The 20,897-nt window shown below is 59.1% G+C and carries 17 protein-coding genes and 1 pseudogene; 12 read left to right on the plus strand and 6 right to left on the minus strand.

Going from position 1 to position 20,897, the window contains the following annotated elements; translation table 11 throughout:
* Nucleotides 1–162: 162 nt before the first annotated feature.
* Nucleotides 163–1,380, minus strand: a complete 1,218-nt coding sequence (gene argJ / locus NHU87_RS17010; protein ID WP_008015216.1) for a bifunctional glutamate N-acetyltransferase/amino-acid acetyltransferase ArgJ — start codon at nucleotides 1,378–1,380, stop codon at nucleotides 163–165.
* 136 nt (nucleotides 1,381–1,516) lie between these two features.
* A complete protein-coding gene (secA, locus tag NHU87_RS17015; RefSeq protein WP_253550944.1) occupies nucleotides 1,517–4,252 on the minus strand; it encodes a preprotein translocase subunit SecA in 2,736 nt (911 codons plus the stop codon).
* Nucleotides 4,253–4,559: 307 nt separating this feature from the next.
* Between secA and NHU87_RS17020 the strand changes: the two genes are divergently transcribed.
* Nucleotides 4,560–5,015 carry a DUF721 domain-containing protein gene (locus NHU87_RS17020; protein ID WP_007906612.1) on the plus strand — a complete coding sequence of 152 codons (456 nt, stop codon included), beginning with the start codon at nucleotides 4,560–4,562 and terminating at the stop codon, nucleotides 5,013–5,015.
* A gap of 118 nt (nucleotides 5,016–5,133) precedes the next feature.
* Here the strand turns inward: NHU87_RS17020 and NHU87_RS17025 are convergent, their stop codons facing one another.
* Nucleotides 5,134–6,621 carry a helicase HerA-like domain-containing protein gene (locus NHU87_RS17025; RefSeq protein WP_253551037.1) on the minus strand — a complete coding sequence of 496 codons (1,488 nt, stop codon included), beginning with the start codon at nucleotides 6,619–6,621 and terminating at the stop codon, nucleotides 5,134–5,136.
* Nucleotides 6,622–6,804: 183 nt separating this feature from the next.
* Here NHU87_RS17025 and NHU87_RS28655 point away from each other — a divergent pair.
* The 5 genes and pseudogenes from NHU87_RS28655 to NHU87_RS17045 all read left to right on the plus strand — a co-directional run.
* Nucleotides 6,805–7,836, plus strand: a pseudogene (locus tag NHU87_RS28655) (HAMP domain-containing protein); the annotation flags it as partial.
* A gap of 93 nt (nucleotides 7,837–7,929) precedes the next feature.
* The gene (locus tag NHU87_RS28660; RefSeq protein WP_425439644.1) at nucleotides 7,930–8,694 is read left to right on the plus strand and encodes a methyl-accepting chemotaxis protein; all 765 of its coding nucleotides are present in this window, start codon (nucleotides 7,930–7,932) and stop codon (nucleotides 8,692–8,694) included.
* 228 nt (nucleotides 8,695–8,922) lie between these two features.
* Nucleotides 8,923–10,044 carry a glycosyltransferase family 4 protein gene (locus tag NHU87_RS17035; protein WP_253550948.1) on the plus strand — a complete coding sequence of 374 codons (1,122 nt, stop codon included), beginning with the start codon at nucleotides 8,923–8,925 and terminating at the stop codon, nucleotides 10,042–10,044.
* Nucleotides 10,037–10,813 carry a DUF2334 domain-containing protein gene (locus NHU87_RS17040; RefSeq protein ID WP_253550950.1) on the plus strand — a complete coding sequence of 259 codons (777 nt, stop codon included), beginning with the start codon at nucleotides 10,037–10,039 and terminating at the stop codon, nucleotides 10,811–10,813. Before NHU87_RS17035 ends, NHU87_RS17040 begins: the two co-directional genes overlap by 8 nt.
* Nucleotides 10,810–11,805, plus strand: coding sequence for a lysylphosphatidylglycerol synthase transmembrane domain-containing protein (locus NHU87_RS17045; protein WP_253550957.1), 996 nt, complete (start codon nucleotides 10,810–10,812; stop codon nucleotides 11,803–11,805). The genes NHU87_RS17040 and NHU87_RS17045 overlap by 4 nt, the downstream gene beginning before the upstream one ends.
* 79 nt (nucleotides 11,806–11,884) lie before the next feature.
* On the opposite strand, the gene NHU87_RS17050 is transcribed toward NHU87_RS17045, so the two are convergent.
* Together NHU87_RS17050 and purU are read right to left on the minus strand one after the other, a co-directional pair.
* Nucleotides 11,885–12,061, minus strand: coding sequence for a hypothetical protein (locus NHU87_RS17050; protein ID WP_253550959.1), 177 nt, complete (start codon nucleotides 12,059–12,061; stop codon nucleotides 11,885–11,887).
* 71 nt (nucleotides 12,062–12,132) lie between these two features.
* Complete coding sequence (gene purU / locus NHU87_RS17055) at nucleotides 12,133–12,981, minus strand: formyltetrahydrofolate deformylase (RefSeq protein WP_007903852.1); 849 nt, start codon at nucleotides 12,979–12,981, stop codon at nucleotides 12,133–12,135.
* A gap of 326 nt (nucleotides 12,982–13,307) precedes the next feature.
* On the opposite strand from purU, the gene mvaT reads away from it, so the two are divergent.
* On the plus strand, nucleotides 13,308–13,685 hold the full coding sequence (gene mvaT / locus NHU87_RS17060) for a histone-like nucleoid-structuring protein MvaT (RefSeq protein ID WP_253550961.1): 378 nt from the start codon (nucleotides 13,308–13,310) through the stop codon (nucleotides 13,683–13,685).
* 98 nt (nucleotides 13,686–13,783) lie between these two features.
* Here mvaT and sbcB read toward each other — a convergent pair whose 3' ends face one another.
* A complete protein-coding gene (gene sbcB, locus NHU87_RS17065; RefSeq protein WP_253550963.1) occupies nucleotides 13,784–15,214 on the minus strand; it encodes an exodeoxyribonuclease I in 1,431 nt (476 codons plus the stop codon).
* A gap of 170 nt (nucleotides 15,215–15,384) precedes the next feature.
* Between sbcB and NHU87_RS17070 the strand changes: the two genes are divergently transcribed.
* From NHU87_RS17070 to NHU87_RS17090, 5 genes are read left to right on the plus strand one after another with little or no spacing between them, the layout of a single operon-like run.
* Nucleotides 15,385–16,110 (plus strand): RDD family protein, encoded by a 726-nt coding sequence (locus tag NHU87_RS17070; protein WP_253550965.1) that lies wholly within the window; start codon nucleotides 15,385–15,387, stop codon nucleotides 16,108–16,110.
* A complete protein-coding gene (locus NHU87_RS17075) occupies nucleotides 16,107–17,084 on the plus strand; it encodes a stage II sporulation protein M (RefSeq protein ID WP_253550967.1) in 978 nt (325 codons plus the stop codon). The genes NHU87_RS17070 and NHU87_RS17075 overlap by 4 nt, the downstream gene beginning before the upstream one ends.
* Complete coding sequence (locus NHU87_RS17080) at nucleotides 17,071–18,615, plus strand: DUF4129 domain-containing protein (protein WP_253550969.1); 1,545 nt, start codon at nucleotides 17,071–17,073, stop codon at nucleotides 18,613–18,615. Before NHU87_RS17075 ends, NHU87_RS17080 begins: the two co-directional genes overlap by 14 nt.
* Nucleotides 18,612–19,775 carry a DUF4350 domain-containing protein gene (locus NHU87_RS17085; RefSeq protein ID WP_253550971.1) on the plus strand — a complete coding sequence of 388 codons (1,164 nt, stop codon included), beginning with the start codon at nucleotides 18,612–18,614 and terminating at the stop codon, nucleotides 19,773–19,775. The genes NHU87_RS17080 and NHU87_RS17085 overlap by 4 nt, the downstream gene beginning before the upstream one ends.
* Nucleotides 19,772–20,773 carry an AAA family ATPase gene (locus tag NHU87_RS17090; protein WP_253550973.1) on the plus strand — a complete coding sequence of 334 codons (1,002 nt, stop codon included), beginning with the start codon at nucleotides 19,772–19,774 and terminating at the stop codon, nucleotides 20,771–20,773. Before NHU87_RS17085 ends, NHU87_RS17090 begins: the two co-directional genes overlap by 4 nt.
* The last annotated feature ends 124 nt before the right edge of the window (nucleotides 20,774–20,897 follow it).

Raw genomic sequence — 20,897 nt, forward strand, 5'->3', positions numbered from 1 at the left:
TGGTGCCTTCTCGTCAGGGGAACAAATCCAGAATTTTTAGCGTCTGGTGGTCCGACTTCGCGGGCAAGCCTCGCTCCTACAGGGATCGCGCCGTACACAATGCTTATGCACACCATTGAACCTGTGGGAGCGGACTTGCCCGCGATAGCGGTCGACGCAGTCTTACGTACGGTACTCAGCGTTGATCTTCACGTATTCGTGGGACAGGTCAGTGGTCCAGATGGTTTCGCTGCAATCGCCGCGCCCCAGCTCGATGCGGATGGTGATTTCTTCCTGCTGCATCACCGCCGCGCCCTGGGCTTCGGTGTAGGTGGCAGAGCGAGCGCCACGGCTGGCGATGCACACGTCGCCAAGGAATACGTCGATCTTGCTCACGTCCAGGTTCGGTACGCCGGCACGGCCCACGGCGGCCAGAATGCGGCCCCAGTTCGGGTCGGAGGCGAACAGCGCGGTCTTGATCAGTGGCGAGTGGGCCACGGTGTAACCGACATCCAGGCACTCCTGGTGATTGCCGCCGCCGTTGACTTCCACGGTGACGAACTTGGTCGCGCCTTCGCCGTCACGCACGATGGCCTGCGCTACATCCATGCAAACTTCGAACACCGCTTGTTTCAGCAATGCAAACAGCGGACCGCTGGCTTCGGTGATTTCCGGCAGTGCAGCCTGTCCGGTGGCGATCAGCATGCAGCAGTCGTTGGTCGAGGTGTCGCCGTCGATGGTGATGCGGTTGAACGACTTGTTGGCGCCATCCAGCAGCAGGTTTTGCAGCACATCGCGGGAGACTTTGGCGTCGGTGGCGATGTAGCCGAGCATGGTCGCCATGTTCGGGCGGATCATGCCCGCGCCTTTGCTGATACCGGTGACGGTGATGGTCACGCCGTCATGCTGGAACTGGCGGCTGGCACCCTTGGGCAGAGTATCGGTGGTCATGATGCCAGTGGCGGCCGCTTCCCAGTTATTCACCGACAGGTCGTCGAGGGCGGCTTGCAGTGCGCCTTCGATTTTTTCGACCGGCAGCGGCTCACCGATCACACCGGTGGAGTACGGCAGCACCAGGCTTGCATCGACACCGGTCAGTTCAGCCAGTTTGGCGCAAGTGCGCTCGGCAGCTGCCAGACCCGGTTCGCCGGTGCCGGCGTTGGCATTGCCGGTATTGGTCAGTAGGTAACGCACCGGGCCTTGCACACGTTGCTTGGCCAGGATAACGGGCGCGGCGCAAAAGGCGTTCAGGGTGAACACGCCCGCCACTGTGGAACCTTCGGCACAGCGCATGACCACGACATCCTTGCGCCCCGGGCGCTTGATGCCGGCCGAGGCGATACCGAGTTCAAAACCGGCAACCGGGTGCAACGTTGGCAAAGGACCAAGACCAACAGCCATGAATGCGCTCCTTAAAAAAGTAGTGTCTGCACCGTCATTACCCCGTTCTTTTAACGTGGCGCGGTGGTTTAAATGGCAAAACGCCGCGACGGCATAAGCCGGTCGCGGCGCGGGTATTTCAGCGTATGAAACGGGTTTACTGGATCTGCCCGTGGCAATGCTTGTACTTCTTGCCCGAACCGCAGTAGCACAGCTCGTTACGGCCCAGCTTCTGTTCGTTGCGCACCGGTGCGGTGGCGAGGGCTACATCGACCTCTTCACCCAACACTTCCGGGTGCTCCAGGCCAGGGGCTGCGTCGTGCTGGAACTGCATGCGCGCAGCCAATGCCTCGGCTTCCTGACGCAGGCGAGCTTCTTCTTCGATCGGGTCTTCGCGGCGAACCTGAACGTGCGACAGCACGCGGATCGAATCGCGCTTGATCGAATCCAGCAACTCGGAGAACAAGGTGAAGGACTCGCGCTTGTATTCCTGCTTCGGGTTCTTCTGCGCATAACCACGCAAGTGGATGCCGTGACGCAGGTGATCCATGGTCGACAGGTGGTCTTTCCACAGGTCGTCCAGTACGCGCAGAACGATTTGCTTCTCGAAGGTGCGCAGTGCTTCGGCACCGGCCTGGTCTTCTTTCTCGTTGTACGCGGCGATCAGCTCGTTCATCAGCTTCTCGCGCAGGGTTTCTTCATACAGGTGATCGTCTTCATCGAGCCATTGCTGGATCGGCAGCGTCACACCGAAGTCACTCTGCAACGCCGCTTCCAGACCGGCCACATCCCACTGCTCAGGCAGCGATTGCGGTGGAATGTGCGCGCTGACGGTGGCATCGAGCACGTCCTGACGGAAATCGGCGATGGTTTCGCCAATGTTGTCAGCTGCCAACAAGCTGTTACGCATGTGATAGATCACTTTACGTTGTTCGTTGTTGACGTCATCGAACTCGAGCAGTTGTTTACGGATATCGAAGTTGCGGCCTTCAACCTTGCGCTGAGCCTTCTCGATGGCGTTGGTCACCATGCGGTGCTCGATCGCCTCGCCGGACTGCATGCCCAGCGCCTTCATGAAGTTCTTCACCCGATCAGAGGCGAAGATGCGCATCAGGCTGTCTTCCAGCGACAGGTAGAAACGGCTGGAACCGGCGTCGCCCTGACGACCGGCGCGACCACGCAACTGGTTGTCGATACGGCGCGATTCGTGACGCTCGGAAGCGATCACCTGCAAACCGCCCGACTCCAGCACTTGCTGATGACGTTTCTGCCAGTCGGCCTTGATCTGGGCAATCTGCTCAGGGGTCGGGTTTTCCAGCGAAGCCACTTCCACTTCCCAGTTACCGCCCAACAGAATGTCGGTACCACGACCGGCCATGTTGGTGGCGATGGTCAGTGCGCCAGGGCGACCGGCCTGTGCAATGATTTCGGCTTCTTTTTCGTGGAACTTGGCGTTCAGAACCTTGTGTTCGATGCCTTCCTTCACGAGCAGATTGGACATGTGCTCGGACGTTTCGATGGTGGCGGTACCCACCAGCACCGGACGGCCCTGAGTCATGCATTCCTTGATGTCGTTGATGATCGCCGCGTATTTCTCTTCGGCGGTCAGGAACACCAGATCGTTGTAGTCTTTACGCGCCAACGGTTTGTTCGGCGGAATCACCATGACCTGCAGGCCATAGATCTGGTGGAATTCGAACGCTTCGGTGTCTGCGGTACCGGTCATTCCGGACAGCTTGTTGTACAGACGGAAGTAGTTCTGGAACGTGGTCGACGCCAGGGTCTGGCTCTCGGCCTGAATGTTCAGGTTTTCCTTGGCTTCGATGGCCTGGTGCAGGCCTTCGGACAAACGGCGACCCGGCATGGTACGACCGGTGTGTTCGTCGACCAGCACGACCTGACCGTCCTGCACGATGTATTCGACGTTGCGATTGAACAGTTTGTGCGCGCGCAGGCCGGCATAAACGTGAGTCAGCAGACCGAGGTTATGCGCCGAATACAGGCTCTCGCCTTCAGCCAGCAGGCCGACGCGGGTCAGCATGTCTTCGATGAACTGGTGACCGGCTTCGTTGAGTTCGACCTGACGGCTCTTCTCGTCGACGGTGTAGTGGCCAGCTTTGGTGACTTCGCCTTCGACTTCTTCGACGTGCAATTCCAGCTGCGGGATCAGTTTGTTGATCTCGATGTACAGCTTGGAGCTGTCCTCGGCCTGACCGGAGATGATCAGCGGGGTACGGGCTTCGTCGATGAGGATGGAGTCGACTTCGTCGATCACGGCAAAATTGAGTTCGCGCTGGAATTTTTCTTCCATGCTGAACGCCATGTTGTCGCGCAGGTAATCGAAACCGAATTCGTTGTTGGTGCCGTAAGTGATGTCGGCGGCGTAAGCGGCGCGCTTCTCTTCCGGTGGCTGGAATGGGGTGACCACGCCGACCGTCATGCCGAGGAATTCGTAGAGCGGACGCATCCAGTTGGCGTCACGGCGAGCCAGGTAGTCGTTCACCGTCACAACGTGCACGCCCTTGCCGGACAGCGCATTGAGGTAAACACCCAGTGTTGCCACCAGGGTCTTGCCTTCACCGGTACGCATTTCCGCGATCATGCCTTCATGCAAGGTCATGCCGCCGATCAGCTGGACATCGAAGTGGCGCATACCCATGACGCGCTTGCCGGCTTCGCGGGCGACCGCAAAGGCTTCGGGCAGCAGCTTGTCGAGGGTTTCCCCTTTGGCGAGGCGGGCCTTGAACTCGTCGGTCTTGGCACGCAATTGATCGTCCGAAAGGGCCACCATTTGCTCTTCGAAGGCATTGACGAGCTGCACCGTCTTGAGCATGCGTTTGACTTCACGCTCGTTCTTGCTTCCAAAAAGTTTCTTTAACAAAGGCGCAAACATATCGGCAGGATCTTCCACACTAAAGGGATGGAGGGCGGCCCCGAGAGTCGCCCGTGCAGCCCTCATGGCCGCATGCGAACGAGTATTCTACCCGGAAACGATGGTGAGGAAAGTGGCGTTATTCCACGATGCATGCACTGCGCTGTGACGGGGCCCACTTAAAATAAGGGCATTTTGCTGAACTTCAACCCATCGAGGGCACAAGTTACTTGTTGATTTAATGGGTAAAGCGCTCGCAAAGCAATGGGTCGGGGGCAGCGGGTGCTTTCTGTTACCATGGCCGCTCTGTTACTTCAGGTGTCTGATCATGGCATTTCGCCCTCTCACGGCCAGAGCACCCGCCGTTCTGCTTCGCGAAGCCAAACCGCTAAAAGCCATTTTTGGCCACGCTCAACGCCTGGGTCATTTACAACGTCTGGTGGAAAGTCAGTTGCAGCCAGCTGCCCGCGAGCACTGCCATGTAGCGTCGTGGCGCGAAGGCAGTTTATTGCTGATTGTCACCGACGGTCACTGGGCCACCCGCCTGCGTTATCAACAAAAGCGTCTGCAACGGCAGTTACAGCTGTTCGACGAGTTCGCCAGCCTGACGCGAATTCTGTTCAAGGTTCAACCGCCTACCGTTCAGCAAGGGGCTGCGGGGCATACGATAAATTTGTCGACCGATGCGGCGGCGACCATTCAGGCGACGGCTGACGGGATTACCGACCCGAACCTGCGGGCGGCCCTCGAACGCCTGGCGGCTCACGCAAAACCCAAAACCTGAAATTGCCACATAACCCTTGTAGGAGCGAGGCTTGCCCGCGAAGAGGCCCTTGAGGCCGCCAAAAGCTTCGCGGGCAAGCCTCGCTCCTACAGGGATTGATTGTGTTCAATCAAAGGTTTTAGCGGCGTTTACTGCCACCGAGCAATGACCCCATCAACCCGCGTACCAATTGTCGCCCCAATTGATTTGCCGCCTGTCGCATCGCTGATTTCAACGCCTGTCCGGCCGCCGTGCCGAGGAATTCCCCGGCCTGTTCGGTGAAACTCGGCTCTTCAGGCGCGGGTTTGCCCGGCGCTGCTTCAGGATCCGGTGCCAGCCCTTTACGCCCCACCAGCACTTCATACGCCGATTCGCGATCGACGGGCTTGTCGTAACGCCCCTTGAACGGCGATCCGGCGATCAGCACCGTGCGTTCGGTTTCGGTCAGCGGCCCGATCCGCGATTGCGGCGGTGCAACCAATACCCGCTGGACCATCCCCGGTGTGCCCTTGTCCTGCAGGGTGCCGACCAGCGCCTCGCCGATCCCCAACTCCGTCAACACCGACAAGGCTTCAAATGCCGGGTTCGGCCGGAAACCGTCGGCCACCGCGCGCAGGGATTTCTGTTCTTTGGCGGTAAATGCACGCAAACCATGCTGAATGCGCAGGCCCAATTGAGCCAACACATCATCTGGCAAGTCGCCCGGCGATTGGGTGACGAAATACACCCCCACGCCTTTCGAGCGGATCAGTCGCACCACTTGTTCCAGACGTTCCTGCAACGCCTTGGGCGTACCGGCGAACAACAAGTGCGCTTCGTCGAAAAACAGCGCCAGCAGCGGTTTCTCGGCATCACCGCGCTCCGGCAACTGCTCGAACAGCTCGGCCAGCAACCACAGCAGGAACGTCGCATAGACCTTCGGCGCTTCGTGCACCAGACGACTGGCATCGAGCAAGTGAATGCGCCCGCGACCATCCACGGCCGGTTGCAACATGTCTTCCAGTTGCAGCGCCGGTTCGCCGAACAATGCTTCGGCGCCTTGCTGCTCCAGCGTCGCCAGACGGCGCAACAGAGCCTGGCTGGAGCCGGTGGTCATCAGCGCCGCATCATCTCCCAGCAATTCAGGACTGTCGCGCAGGTGATTGAGCAGCGCCTTCAAATCCTTCAAATCCAGCAGCAACAACCCTTCGCGGTCGGCCACCTTGAACGCGGCATACAACGCCGACTGCTGACTGTCGGTCAGTTCCAGCAGGCTGCCGAGCAGCAACGGCCCCATTTCGCTCAAGGTGGTGCGCAGTGGATGACCGGACTGACCATTAATGTCCCATAGGGTCACCGGATACGCCTGAGGCTTATGGTTCAGCCAGGGCATCCCGGCGATCCGCTCCGCGACCTTGCCTTGAGGGTTGCCGGCAGCGCCCAGGCCGCACAGGTCGCCTTTGATGTCCGCCGCGAACACGGCCACGCCGGCATCGCTGAAGGCTTCGGCCAGGCGCTGCAAGGTGACGGTTTTACCGGTCCCGGTAGCGCCCGCCACCAGGCCATGACGATTGGCCAGGCGCATGGCCTGGGCGATGGACTGGCCCGCGAGATCGGCGCCGATAACGAGTTGCGATGAGTCAGGCATTTTGTCACCCATGGTTAATCTTTGATCCTTCATGGCCGATAACACGCCAGAGACCAGACTGAAAATAGCGTCGGTAATTCCCTAAGGAGAGGTGGAAATATCAGCTTACTTTCAACACTGCCCATTTTGCGCGCCTTTATAAAAGCACGCCCTGGACATTAAGACTTTAGCGGACCCCAAGCCATGAATAAAAATCTGCGCTTCAGCCATAAAATACTGCTTGCCGCCGCCCTCATCGTTATAGCTGCCTTTGCCTCGTTTACGTTGTACAACGACTATTTGCAGCGCAACGCCATTCGCAAAGACCTGGACAACTATCTCAATGAGATGGGAGACGTCACTGCCAACAACATCCAAAGCTGGCTGGCCGGCCGAATCCTGCTGATCGATAACCTCGCCCAGAACATCGCGATCAACCCCGAACAGGCCACCGTCGCCAGTCTGCTTGAGCAGAAAGCGCTGACATCGACGTTCATGGCGTCCTACCTGGGCGATGCCACCGGCAGCTTCACGATTCGCCCCGACGCGAAAATGCCCGCCGGCTTCGATCCTCGAGTACGCCCTTGGTACAAAGGCGCCGAAAGCAGCAGCACCGCAACCCTGACCGAGCCATACATCGACGCGGCCACCGGCCAGACCATCATCTCTATCGCCACAGCCTCGAAACAGGCCGGTAAAAGCGTGGGTGTGGTGGGCGGCGATCTAAGCCTGCAAACCCTGATCGACACCCTCAGCGCCCGCGACTTTGGCGGCATGGGTTACGCCTTTCTGGTCAGTGCCGATGGCAAGATTCTGGTCCACCCGGACAAAGCCCTGGTCATGAAGTCCTTGAGCGAGGCGTACCCGAAAAACACTCCGCGCATTAGCAGCAACTTCACTGAGGTGGACGTCGACGGTAAAACCCGCATTGTCACCTTTACCCCGATCAAAGGCCTGCCGTCGGTGAACTGGTACATCGGTCTGTCGGTGGACAAGGACAAAGCCTTCTCGATGCTCAGCGAATTCCGCGCCTCGGCGGTCGTCGCCACCCTTATTGCCGTGGCGATCATCATCGCCCTGCTGGGCATGCTGATCCGCATCCTGATCCAGCCGCTGCACGTGATGACCCGCGCCATGGAAGACATCGCCGACGGTGAAGGCGACCTGACTAAGCGCCTGACCATCCAGAATCAGGACGAATTCGGCGTCCTCGGCACGGCGTTCAACCGTTTCGTGGAACGGATTCATACGTCGATCCGCGAAGTGTCCTCGGCCACCGGCCAAGTCAATGAAGTGGCCCTGCGTGTGGTAGCCGCCTCGAACTCCTCGATGTTCAATTCTGACCAGCAAGCCTCGCGCACCAGCAGCGTGGCCGCGGCGATCAACCAGCTCGGTGCCGCCGCCCAGGAAATCGCCCGTAACGCCGCGCAAGCGTCGAATCAGGCCAGCGACGCCCGCAGCCTGGCCGAAGATGGCCAGCAAGTGGTGGATCGCAGCATTGCCGCGATGAATCAGTTGTCGAGCATGCTCAGCGCCTCGAGTACCAACATTGAATCGCTGAACAGCAAAACCGTGAACATCGGGCAGATTCTCGAAGTGATCACCAGCATCTCCCAGCAAACCAACCTGCTGGCGCTCAACGCGGCCATTGAAGCGGCGCGGGCCGGTGAAGCCGGGCGCGGTTTCGCCGTGGTGGCCGACGAAGTGCGCAACCTGGCGCATCGCACGCAAGAGTCGGCGCAACAGGTGCAGACCATGATCGAGGAACTGCAAGTCGGCGCCCGCGAATCGGTCAGCACCATGAGCGACAGCCAGCGTCACAGCCAGGACAGCGTGGAAATCGCCAACCTGGCGGGCGAACGCTTGAACAGCGTGACGCTGCGCATCGGCGAAATCGACGGCATGAACCAGTCAGTGGCCACAGCGACCGAGGAACAGACGGCGGTGGTTGAGTCGATCAATGTGGACATCACCGAGATCAACACACTGAACCAGGAAGGCGTGGAAAACCTGCAATCGACGTTGCGGGCGTGCTCGGACCTTGAGCAACAGGCTTCGCGATTGAAGCAGTTGGTGGGTAGCTTCCGGATTTAAGTCGCTCTTGCGGGCCCCTTCGCGGGCAAGCCTCGCTCCTACAGGTTATGCGCAGTTCAAAATGATGCGCCAATACCTGTAGGAGCGAGCGGTGCGGCGGTCCGACTTGCCCGCGAAGACGGTCTGCCAATCCCCGCAAAACCCCGCTGACACCCTCCGCCGCAAAACCCCAACCGAACATCTATCCTTCATATAGGTCAACCAAGGGAGAACAAACGGACCGGAGGAATGTTCATCGTGCATATCGCTGACATAACCATGTTCTACGCCCCTGCCAGCGGTGGCGTGCGCACTTATCTGGATGCCAAACACCGTCGTCTGGGCATTAAACCGGGCATTCGCCACAGCCTGTTGATTCCCGGGGCTCATTTCAGTGAACAGGACGGTATCTACACTGTTCCGGCCCCTGCCCTTCCGTTTGGCAAGGGTTATCGCTTCCCCCTCCGTCTCGCGCCCTGGCGCAACGTCCTGCAGGATTTGCAGCCCGATCTGATCGAAGTCGGCGACCCTTACCTGACTGCCTGGGCGGCGTTGGACGCCAAGCGGCAACTTGATGTGCCGGTGATCGGTTTTTATCACTCAGACCTGCCGCTGCTGGTCAGCAATCGCATGGGCAACTGGGTTACACCCAATGTCGAAGCTTATGTCAGCAAGCTCTATGGCAACTTCGACCGGGTTCTGGCACCGAGTCAAATCATGGCCGATAAACTGATCGGGTTGGGCGTGAAAAACGTTTTCGTACAACCACTGGGCGTCGACCTGCAAATGTTCAACCCCAGTGCACGGGATCCAGGGGTGCGGGCCGAGTTGGGCATCGATGAAAATACGCATCTGCTGATCTTCGCCGGCCGTGGATCCAAGGAAAAAAACCTGCCGGTGCTGCTCAAATGCATGAAACGCCTGGGCCGTCGCTATCACTTGTTACTGGTGGGCTCGTCAATGCCGACCCTGGTACCGCGCAATGTCACCGTGCTCAATGAGTTCTACCCGGCGGCGCAAGTTGCGCGCTTGATGGCCAGTGCCGATGCGCTAGTGCATGCCGGTGATCAGGAAACCTTTGGCCTGGTGGTCCTCGAAGCCATGGCCAGTGGCATTCCGGTGGTGGCCGTGGCCGCCGGGGCTTTTCAGGAAATTGTCACCGATCAATGCGGCCTGCTTTGCACGCCGAACAATCCAACGGCGATGGCCAACGCTGTGCGCGAACTGTTCAGTCAGGGCAGTGCCGCGCTGGGCAAACAAGCCCGCAGCCATGTCGAGCAGCATTACGCCTGGGACATCGTGGTCGACAACCTGCTGGGGCACTATCACGCCGTAATCGGTACTCAATGGCCGCTGACCGCCAATGGTTGACCCCATGAACGCGCCCGGCCTGTTACTGGTATTGCACGACGTTGCGCCGCAAACCTGGCCCGATTACCAAACCTTTGTCGAAGCCGTCGACGCGCTGGGTGAGGTGCCAATCACATGGCTGGTGGTGCCGAATTTCCACAAACATAATGATCTGGCCGCGTATCCGGCGTTTCGCCGTTTACTGACCCAACGCGTCGCTCGCGGCGACGAACTGGCACTGCACGGTTACTTTCATTGCGATGAAGGACCGATCCCCCTCACCCCCCGAGACTGGTTCATGCGCCGAATCTATACCCATGAAGGCGAATTCTACGACCTGCCACAGGAAGCCGCACTCTCCCGCCTGCGTGCCGGAATCGAGGTGTTCCACCGTTACAACTGGCCACTGGAAGGTTTCGTCGCCCCGGCCTGGCTGATGAGCGAAGGCACCCGCCAGGCGTTGCGCCAGTTACCTCTGAGCTACACCAGCGATTCGCAGCATCTGTATCGTTTGCCGGACTTCACCGCGATCGATGCCCCGGGTCTGGTCTGGAGCGCGCGCAGTGCCTGGCGCCGCGGCCTGTCAAAAATCGTCAGCGATCAGTGCGAACAACGCTGGAAGCAAGCGCCGGTGATTCGTCTCGGCCTGCATCCGGTTGATATGCGCCATGAGTTTTCGCGTCAGTATTGGCTGCAAACGCTCAAGCGTCTGCTCGACGAGGGCCGCGTGCCGATGACCAAGGTCAACTGGCTGGCACAGCAACGCGACGCCATCGGCCGCGCCGCATGAGCCGCGGGATCCTGCTGGTCGTCGCCCTGCTCGCTGCGGTGCTGATCCCCTCGTTGCTGGGCGGTGGAGAGACCTGGTCGCGGTTGCAAAGCTTTCCGCTGAAATGGTTGCTGATAATGTTCGGCATGATTTTGCTCTGCTGGATGCTCAACACCCTGCGCTTGCGCCTGTTGCTGGGGGATCAGTGCGGCAAGATCAGTCGCTTCAAAAGCCTTGGGGTGGTGATGTCCGCCGAATTTGCCTACTGCGCTACTCCCGGCGGCAGTGGCGGACCGCTGACCATCATGGCGCTGCTGGCACGCCACGGCGTACGACCGGCCAAGGGCAGTGCCGTGTTCGCCATGGATCAGTTGAGCGACCTGCTGTTTTTTCTCTGCGCGCTGAGCGGGATTCTGATTTATGCACTGTTCCAGCACCTCAGCCAGCGCATGGAATGGCTGCTGATCGTCAGCGCCCTCTCGATGTTCGGTGGGCTGTTCAGCTGCGTATTGGCGGCTCGCTACCACCGCTCGCTGATTCGTCTGAGTGGTCGATTGCTCGTTCGTCTCAATGTCAAAGGCACCACCCGGATGCGCTGGGCACGAAAACTCCTGCACTTCCTGGCGGCGTTCACTGACACACTGAAGTTGCCCTTTCAGACGTTAATCACGGTGTTTGCATTGACCTGCCTGCATTGGCTCTTGCGTTATAGCGTGCTGTATCTGGCATTGCGTGGGCTGGGCGTGGATTTGCAGTGGGCCTGGTGTTTTCTGATCCAGCTGCTGTCGCTGAGTGCGGGGCAGTTCAGCTTGTTGCCGGGCGGTGCCGGGGCGGCGGAATTGACGTCGGCGGCGCTGCTGGCGCCCATGGTCGGAAAATCCACCGCGGCGGCGGCGATTCTGATCTGGCGGACAGTGACCTATTACTTCTATCTGGTGGTCGGTGGCCCGGTGTTTTTGCTGATGCTCGGGCGGCCATTGCTCAGGAAGTTGATGAAGCTCAAGCAGGCTTAAAAGAAAGATCGCAGCCCTCGGCAGTTCCTACAGGGTGTACGCCAAGCCCTTGTAGGAGCTACCGAAGGCTGCGATCTTTTCAGGAGTCCCCGGATTCATCCTTGGAATCGTCCTGCAACTGCTCCCACAACTCGGCGGCGCCGGGAAACTCCGTGCCGTCTTCGGCGCTCAGGTCATCGGGGTCATAGCGACTCAAACAGCCCTCCCCCAATGTGGTGGGTGCCTTGGAAGTGGCTTTGTCCCGTGGATCGGCCATGGTTATGTTCTCTCTTCACTTGGATCGTTCCCACGCTCTGCGCGCTCTGCGTGGGAACGATCCCCAGACCATCAGAACACCACGGTTTTGTTGCCATGCACCAGCACCCGGTCTTCCAGGTGATAACGCAGACCACGGGCCAGCACCATTTTCTCAACGTCACGGCCGAAGCGCACCATGTCTTCGATGCTATCGCTGTGGCTGACGCGCACCACGTCTTGCTCGATGATCGGACCGGCATCCAGCTCTTCGGTAACGTAGTGGCAAGTGGCGCCGATCAACTTCACACCGCGCATCGAAGCCTGGTGATACGGCTTGGCACCGACGAACGACGGCAAGAAGCTGTGGTGAATATTGATGACTTTATGGGCATATTCGCTGCACAACTCAGGCGGCAGAATCTGCATGTAACGGGCAAGTACCACCACTTCGGCCTCGTGCTGTTTGACCAGACGCGAGACTTCGGCGAAGGCCGGCTCCTTGTTCTGTGGGTTGACCGGGACATGGTAGTAAGGAATACCGTGCCACTCGACCATGCTGCGCAAATCATCATGGTTGGAAATCACGCAGGCGATTTCACAGTCCAGTTCGTCGCTGTGCCAGCGGTGCAGCAAGTCGGCCAGGCAGTGGGATTCGCGGCTGGCCATCAACACCACGCGTTTCTTCTGCTCGGTGTCTGTAATACGCCAGTCCATCGAGAACTCTTCGGCAATTGGTGCAAACGCTTCGCGAAAGGCTTCGATACCGAAAGGCAGCGAATCGGCCCGAATTTCGTGACGCATGAAGAACCAGCCACTGAGATTATCCGAGTGATGGCTCGCTTCAGTGATCCAGCCGTTATGTGACGCCAGAAAGTTACTGACTTTAGCAACGATGCCGACGCGGTCCGGGCAAGCAATCACCAGCCGAAAAGTGCGCATGAGGGGGAAACTCCAGAACTTCGCAAAGGCCGCCATTCTAGCGATTGCGCAGCAAAACTGCAGTATTGATGACGTATGACCTTGCCACAGGACCGGTAACAGGTTCTGCAAGCACCAGACTGCCCCACGCGATGGTGTTCTTGCGGGCAATCTTCAAGAGCTCAACTGTGAATATTTGTGACGCTATTTAACTGTCACTCCAATGTGTGTCCTATTCCGCAACTAATTTAAATAAAACCCCGGTTAAATGTTTACTTGATGAAACACCCTGACTATTATTGTCGCACTGTCACCCTGCATCCAGCGCCCAACATAAGGTAGTCCTCATGTCCTTGATCAACGAATATCGCGCCACCGAAGAAGCTATCAAAGAGCTGCAAGCCCGTTTGAAGAACCTGTCCCAAGACGACAAACTGCAAACCGAGCTGGAATTCGAAGGCAAACTGCGCACCCTGATGGGCGAATACTCCAAATCCCTGCGCGACATCATCGCGCTGTTGGATCCAGAATCCAAAACCAAGGCTCCACGTGGCGGCGCAGTAAAAACTACCGGCACCAAGCGTGCTCGCAAAGTTAAACAATACAAAAACCCGCACAATGGCGAAGTCATCGAAACCAAAGGTGGCAACCACAAGACTCTGAAAGAGTGGAAAGCCAAGTGGGGCGGTGACGTGGTTGAAAGCTGGGTTACCCTGCTGGGCTAAGCCGCAAGCGTCTCGCAGACTGATTCGCGACCAAAAGAACGCCAGCAAATGCTGGCGTTTTTTTATGCCTGGAATTCAAGCGCAGATTATTTTCGTTTTCATAGATTCAAACGTTTGCGTAATGCCTGGACATGATTTTGCCATTCATCCAGAACCTCTCGCTGAAACGATGTAGCACTAATCGTCAATTGGGCCACAACCTCCAGAAAACTATCCAGCGTATTTGGCGCGCCCCACTCGGGTGCACACAAACGTTTCTGACAGAATATTCGCCAGCGTGCTTGCTCTTCCAGGCTCAACGTATCGGGAAAGTTGCGGGCGCGATAACGAAATAATAATTCAGGTAAACGTTCATCATCGAAAGGCCACTGTTCTTGTGCTAATTGCGCAGGATCGGCGGCTCTGACTTGCTCACATAGACGCCGGTCCCGATCACCGATAAAACCGTCGTATAACTGTTGCTCGGGGTCTTGGCTCGGAGAGAAATCGTCGCGACTGTAAATCCCCAACACTTTATCTCGCCAAACTTGTTGTGCGTCACTTAGCCGCAGCGCCCGCTCCTGATAAAGCGCCATATCCAGCCCCAGTCGTTGCTGATCTACAGGACGCAGTACCGATAACGGCGCGACTACCGGGCACTTGTTTATGTGTATGAGCTTGAGCGGTACCGGCAGTTCGCCTTCGGCCAAGTCATCGCGGCGGGTATAAAGGCGCTGACGCAAGGTTTCGGCATCCAGATCGAGCAGCCCCTGAGGGTCCAGGTGCAGGTCACAGACAATCAGCGCGTTGCGATTACGTGGATGCCAGGCCAACGGCAGCACCACACCGACATAGTTGCGGGCCGCCGAAAAGCGCCCGGAAATATGCACCATCGGCTGCAACAGTCGAATCTGATCCATGACCTTTTGTTTGCCGCGCAACTGAAACAGCCAGTCATACAACTTCGGCTGTTTTTCCCGAATCAGGCGCGCCAGGGCGATGGTGGCGCGAACATCCGACAGCGCCTCGTGTGCATGCCCGTGATCGATGCCATTGGCGGCGGTCAGACGTTCGAGCTTGAGCGTGACTCGCCCTTCGTCGTCCTTGGGCCAGACGAGGCCATCAGGACGCAAGGCATAAGCCGCGCGCACCACATCGATCAGGTCCCAGCGACTGTTGCCGCCCTGCCACTCCCGTGCGTAGGGGTCGAAAAAGTTTCGATACAGGCTGTAACGGGTCATCTCGTCGTCAAAACGCAGCGTGTTGTACCCGGCCCCACAGGTGCCGGGCGCCGCGAGCTGGGCATGCACCCGGGTCATGAAATCGGCTTCGCTCAAACCTCGTTCAGCCAGACAGCCAGGCGTAATACCGGTGATCGCGCACGCCGCCGGATGCGGCAGGATGTCGTCACTGGGCTGGCAATAAAGGTTGACCGGTTCGTCTATTTCATTGAGATCGAAGTCGGTGCGAATCCCCGCCACTTGCAGCGGACGGTCGCAACGGGGGTTGATGCCAGTGGTTTCATAGTCGTACCAGAAGATCGAGGTCACGGGTTGTTCCTGAACTGAAGACCGGCGAAGTCTAGGCGCACAGAGGCTGCCTCGACCAGAAATCTTGTCATTCAATCATCTCTGACCACGCACCGTGCAATACATAGTTATGTCGTTTTCCCCCGAGAGGCTGCTAGCATCCGACGGACCAGGCCACATCAAGGTTGCCCATGCTCGAAACCACAGCACTGCCAGGGAAAGCGACGCTGGCCCCGCCACTGGATACGCGGTATCACGTCGAAACGCCCGAAGGCATCGACTTGCCGCTACGCCCGGCCGGGTTGATGGTACGTGCGCTGGCGTTCGCCATCGACCTGGGTCTGCGCGGTTTGATCCTGGGCCTGCTGTTTATGGTGTTGGCGTTTCTTGGAAAACTCGGTGCCGGGCTGGGTTCGATTCTGCTGTTCGTGGTGAGCTGGTGGTACATGGTGCTGTTCGAGGTGCTCAATCAGGGCCGATCGCCGGGCAAGCAATGGATGGGGTTGCGCGTGGTACATGACGATGGCACACCGATTGGCTGGTCCGCGTCCTTGCTGCGCAACCTGCTGCGATTTGTCGACATGTTGCCGTTCGGCTACTTTCTCGGGGCAATCAGTTGCCTGCAACATCCCACCTTCAAACGCCTCGGCGACCTGGCCGCCGGTACGCTGGTGATCTACCGCGAACAACCGCTCACCCGCCCCCAACTGCCTGATGTCCCGCCGCGGCGCGCAGCTTTCGCACTGACGCTGACCGAGCAACGCGCCATCCTCGGGTTTGCCGAACGCCAGGGTGAACTCTCCGAGGCACGGGCCAACGAACTCGCCTCGATACTCGCGCAACCGTTACAGGTATCGAAGCCTCAGGCGAAGGCCGAACTCAACGGCATCGCCCGTGGACTGTTGGGTCCCACATGAAGCAAAGCCTTTTCGAAAGTCGCCACAGCGCCGAATGGGAGCAGTTTGCATTCATGCTTGAACGGCTGGAACGAGGCAAGGACGCCTCTGGAGTCGCCAGTTTCCCCAGCGATTATCGACGGCTCTGCCAACACCTGGCCCTGGCACAGGAGCGCGGCTACAGCAGTTTCCTGATCGACTCATTGCAGCAACAGGTCCTGCGCGGGCATCAACAGCTTTATCGGCATCGCAGTCGACTGGGTGCCAACGTGTTGAGTTTCATCCTTGCCGATTTCCCGAGACTGGTGCGCGAACAGTGGCGCTTCGTTTTTGCCGCCAGCCTGATGTTTTTTGGCAGCCTGATCGGCTTCGCGTTGTTGGTGTATCTATTCCCGGAGCTGGTCTACAACCTGATCCCGGCCGAGCAGGTCAGTGAGATGCAAAGCATGTACGACCCCGTCGCTGGCCACCTGGGACGTTCGGCCGAACGGGCGGCCAGTGAAAACTGGGTGATGTTCGGTTACTACATCATGCACAACATTGGCATCGCTTTTCAGACCTTCGCCAGTGGCTTGCTGTTTGGCTTGGGCAGCGCATTTTTCCTGTTCTTCAACGGATTGATGATCGGCGCGGTGGCTGGGCACCTGACGCATATTGGCTATGGGCAAACCTTCTGGTCGTTCGTGATCGGCCATGGTGCCTTCGAACTGAGTGCCATTGCCTTGGCCGGTGCCGCGGGCCTGCAACTGGGCTGGGCCCTGATCGCGCCGGGGCGTTTACCCCGCGCCGAGGCCCTGCGACTGGCAGCGCGCAAAAGCGTGTTGCTGATTTGTGGGGTCATGCTGTTTCTGCTGATAGCGGCGTTTATCGAAGCCTACTGGTCGTCGCGGACCGGGGTCACGCCGCTGACCAAATACCTGGTCGGCGCGGCGCTCTGGTTGTTGGTGGCGACTTATCTGTTGTTCGCCGGACGGACCCGCCATGCGCCTGAGTGATGCCAGTGTGGTGATCCGCCCGCGCACAACCTGGGAAGCCATGGATCTTGGGGTGCTGCTGAGCCAGCGCCATCGACGTCTGTTGATAACCAGTTGGGCCATCGTGACCTTGCCGATCTTCGCCCTGCTCACTTTGCTGCTGTGGGATTCGCCTTCCCTCGCCGTGTTCCTGTTCTGGTGGCTCAAACCGGTGTTCGATCGGTTGCCGTTGTACATCCTGTCCAAAGCCATGTTCGGCGAAACGCCCACGCTCAAGCAGGCGCTGCGCCAATGGCCCCGTCTGCTCAGGCCACAATTGCTGGCCAGCCTGACCTGGCGCCGCCTGAGCCTGAGCCGCAGTTTTCTGATGCCGGTGGTGCAACTCGAAGGTTTGGCGGGCGAAGAACGCCAACAACGTTTGCGCGTGTTGCTGCAACGCAACGCGGGCGCTGCCCAGTGGCTGACGATCATCGGCGTGCATCTGGAAACCGCGCTGTGGATCGGCTTGATGGTGCTGTTCTATATGCTCTTGCCGCAACAGGTCGAACTCGACTGGGGCTGGCAGACCTTGATAACCGCCGCCACCCAAGACTGGCGCTGGCTGGAACACCTGACCAATACCTTTTACGTTCTGGTGCTGATTGTCTGGGAACCGATTTATGTGGCCTGCGGTTTCAGCCTTTATCTGAACCGGCGCACGCGGCTGGAGGCCTGGGACATCGAGCTGGTGTTCCGTCGGTTGCGCCAACGCTTGACCAGCACGGTCGTCACGCTGTTGCTGGCCGCGATCCTGCTGGTGCCGACGGCGCCAAACGTCTGGGCCGCCGAACCGGTTATCTCACCGGACTCTCCGCGCCTGCTGGAGCAACCACTGACCAGTCAGGCATCGCGCGACAGCATCAAAGCTATCCTCGATCGGCCCCCCTTCAAGAATAAGGAAACAGTCACGCGCTATCGTTTTGGCGAAGACAAACCCGCCTCCGACACTGCCGACGATCGTCAAACGCCTGCCTGGCTGAAGGCGTTGTTCAGCTTGCTGGACAGCCAACGCTTTGGCGTATTGGCCAGCCTGATCGAAGTGTTGCTGTGGGGCACGGTGATCGGCGCCATTGGGTTGTTGATCTGGCGTTACCGCGATTGGTTGCAGGCCTTCGTCAACCGTCGGCCGACGTTAAACCGCAAAGTCGCGCGGCCGTTACCGCAACAGGCGTTCGGCCTGGATCTGAACCGCGAAACCCTGCCCGCCGACATCGCAGCCAGCGCCGAAAGCCTCTGGCAGAGCAATCCCCGTGAAGCCCTCGGATTACTCTATCGCGCCCTGCTCAGCCACTTGCTGCACGACTTCAACATGGCGCTCAAACCCGCCGACACCGAAGGCGAAGTTCTGCAGCGCATTGAGCAACTGCAACAACCTGCCTTGCTGGCCTTCAGTAAAAACCTCACCGGGCACTGGCAGAACATGGCCTACGGGCATCGTCTGCCACCGGCGCATTTGCAGCAGGAACTCTGTGACGGTTGGCGCGCGCTGTTCGGCACGGGAGCGGTCCGTTGAACCGGCGTTTGTGGCTTTCGGTCGGTGCCCTCATCGCCCTGCTAGTGTGTGCGCTGAGTGTTTACGTGTATTTCAAGGCCATACCCTATCCAGCAGAAATCGATCACGGCCCATCCCCCGAAGCCCAGGCCAACCCCTACCTGGCGGCCGAGCATTTTCTGCGCAAACAGGGCCTGACCGTCAGCCATGCCAACAGCCTCGACATCCTGCCCACCCTCGAACCTCATCAGCGCAGTTTGTTGTTGCTCGGCGATCGATCGAACATGTCGCCGCGACAAGTGGATCAAGTGTTGAACTGGACCCGGGCCGGTGGACGTCTTTTATTCGTCGCCGAAGCCCTGTGGGATGAGAAGACCGGTCAGAGCAATGACCTGCTGCTCGACCGTGTGCAGTTGCACCAGTCCCTGAGCAAAGACCTCAAGGAACCGCCGCCCGATCCTGTCGACGATCCCTACCCGAAACTGACCAAGCTCTACCTGGAAAACGAAGAAGCCCCGGCCTACGTCAGCTTCGATACCGCGTTCCACCTCGACGACCCGAAAAACATCGCCCAGGCTTGGGCCAACAGCGGCAAGGCCACGCATATGATGCAACTGACTCACGGGCTCGGTTCGATCACCGTGGTCACCGACGCCGACCTCTGGAAAACCCCAGCCATCGACCAGTACGACAACGCCTGGCTGCTGTGGTACCTGACGGCCGACACAGACGTGACCCTGTTGTTCAATACCGATCACGACAGCTTGCTGACCTTGCTGTGGCGCTATTTTCCACAAGCCCTGGTGGCCCTGATCGCCTTGATCGTTTTCGGGTTCTGGCACGTCGGCGTGCGCAACGGCCCGCTGCTGGAGCCGGCCCCAAGAGCCCGCCGCCAGCTTCAGGAACACCTGCGTGCCAGCGCCGACTTCATGCTCCGTCACAACGGTCAGCACAGCCTGTTGCAAGCCTTGCAACAAGACATCCTGCGGCGTGTCCGTCACCGTCATCCCGGTTTTGAACAACTCGGCGTTGCCGAACAATGGCTGGTGCTCGCACGCCTGACTGGCCAACCCACACGCGCCATCAGCCAGGCCATGAGCCCGCGACCGAAACAGCGGCTGTCTAGCGCTGAATTCAGCCGTCAGGTCGCCCACCTGCAAACCTTGAGGAATGCCTTATGAGTGAACAGATCGAGCCCGGCACACAGACCCACGCCACCCAGCAGCGCCAACGCGCCAGCCAGTTGGCCCAAGCGGTAAGAACGGAACTGCAAAAAGCCGTGATCGGCCAGAACATCGTGATCGACGATGTGCTTACCGCCCTGATCGCCGGCGGCCATGTGCTGCTCGAAGGCGTGCCGGGATTGGGCAAAACGTTATTGGTGCGCGCCCTCGCTCGCTGCTTCGGCGGTGAATTCGCACGCATCCAGTTCACCCCGGACCTGATGCCCAGCGACGTCACCGGGCACGCGGTGTACGACTTGCAAACCGAGCAATTCAAACTGCGTAAAGGCCCACTATTTACCAACCTGCTGCTGGCCGACGAGATCAACCGCGCCCCGGCGAAAACCCAGGCGGCATTGCTCGAAGCCATGCAGGAACGCCAAGTCACCCTCGAAGGCCGCGCCCTGCCCATCGCGCAACCGTTCATGGTGCTCGCCACGCAAAACCCAATTGAACAGGAAGGCACGTATCCACTGCCGGAAGCCGAACTCGACCGCTTCATGCTCAAGGTGCGCATGGATTACCCGGATGCCGAGCAGGAATTGAACATGGTGCGCCAGGTCAGCCGCTCGACCCGGGCCGACATGCTTGATGTGCAACCACTGCGCACCGTGTTGCAAGCCAAAGACGTTCTGGCCTTGCAGCGCATTGCCAGTGATCTGCCGATGGACGATCAGGTGCTCGATTACGCCGTGCGCCTGGCGCGCAGCACCCGAACCTGGCCGGGGTTGACCCTCGGTGCCGGGCCACGCGCGTCAATCGCGCTGGTGCGTTGCGCGCGGGCTCGCGCCTTGTTGCGCGGTGGCGAATTTGTGATTCCCGATGACATCAAAGGCTGCGCGCTGGCCGTGCTGCGTCACCGTGTACGAATTGCCCCGGAGCTGGACATCGAAGGGTTGGAAGTCGATCAGGTGCTCAAGCAACTGCTCGATCAAGTGCCGGCGCCAAGGGAGTGAATGCCGTGATCGATATTTGCATCGCCCCAGATCGCAGCCTTCGCCAGCTCCTACGTCGAACGCGGGCCCCCGTAGGAGCTGCCGAAGGCTGCGATCTTTTCAACAGGCCACACGGTACCATGCC

Origin of the sequence: Pseudomonas mandelii (genome assembly GCF_024138395.1) — a bacterium.
Classification (GTDB): Bacteria; Pseudomonadota; Gammaproteobacteria; order Pseudomonadales; family Pseudomonadaceae; genus Aquipseudomonas; species Aquipseudomonas mandelii_E.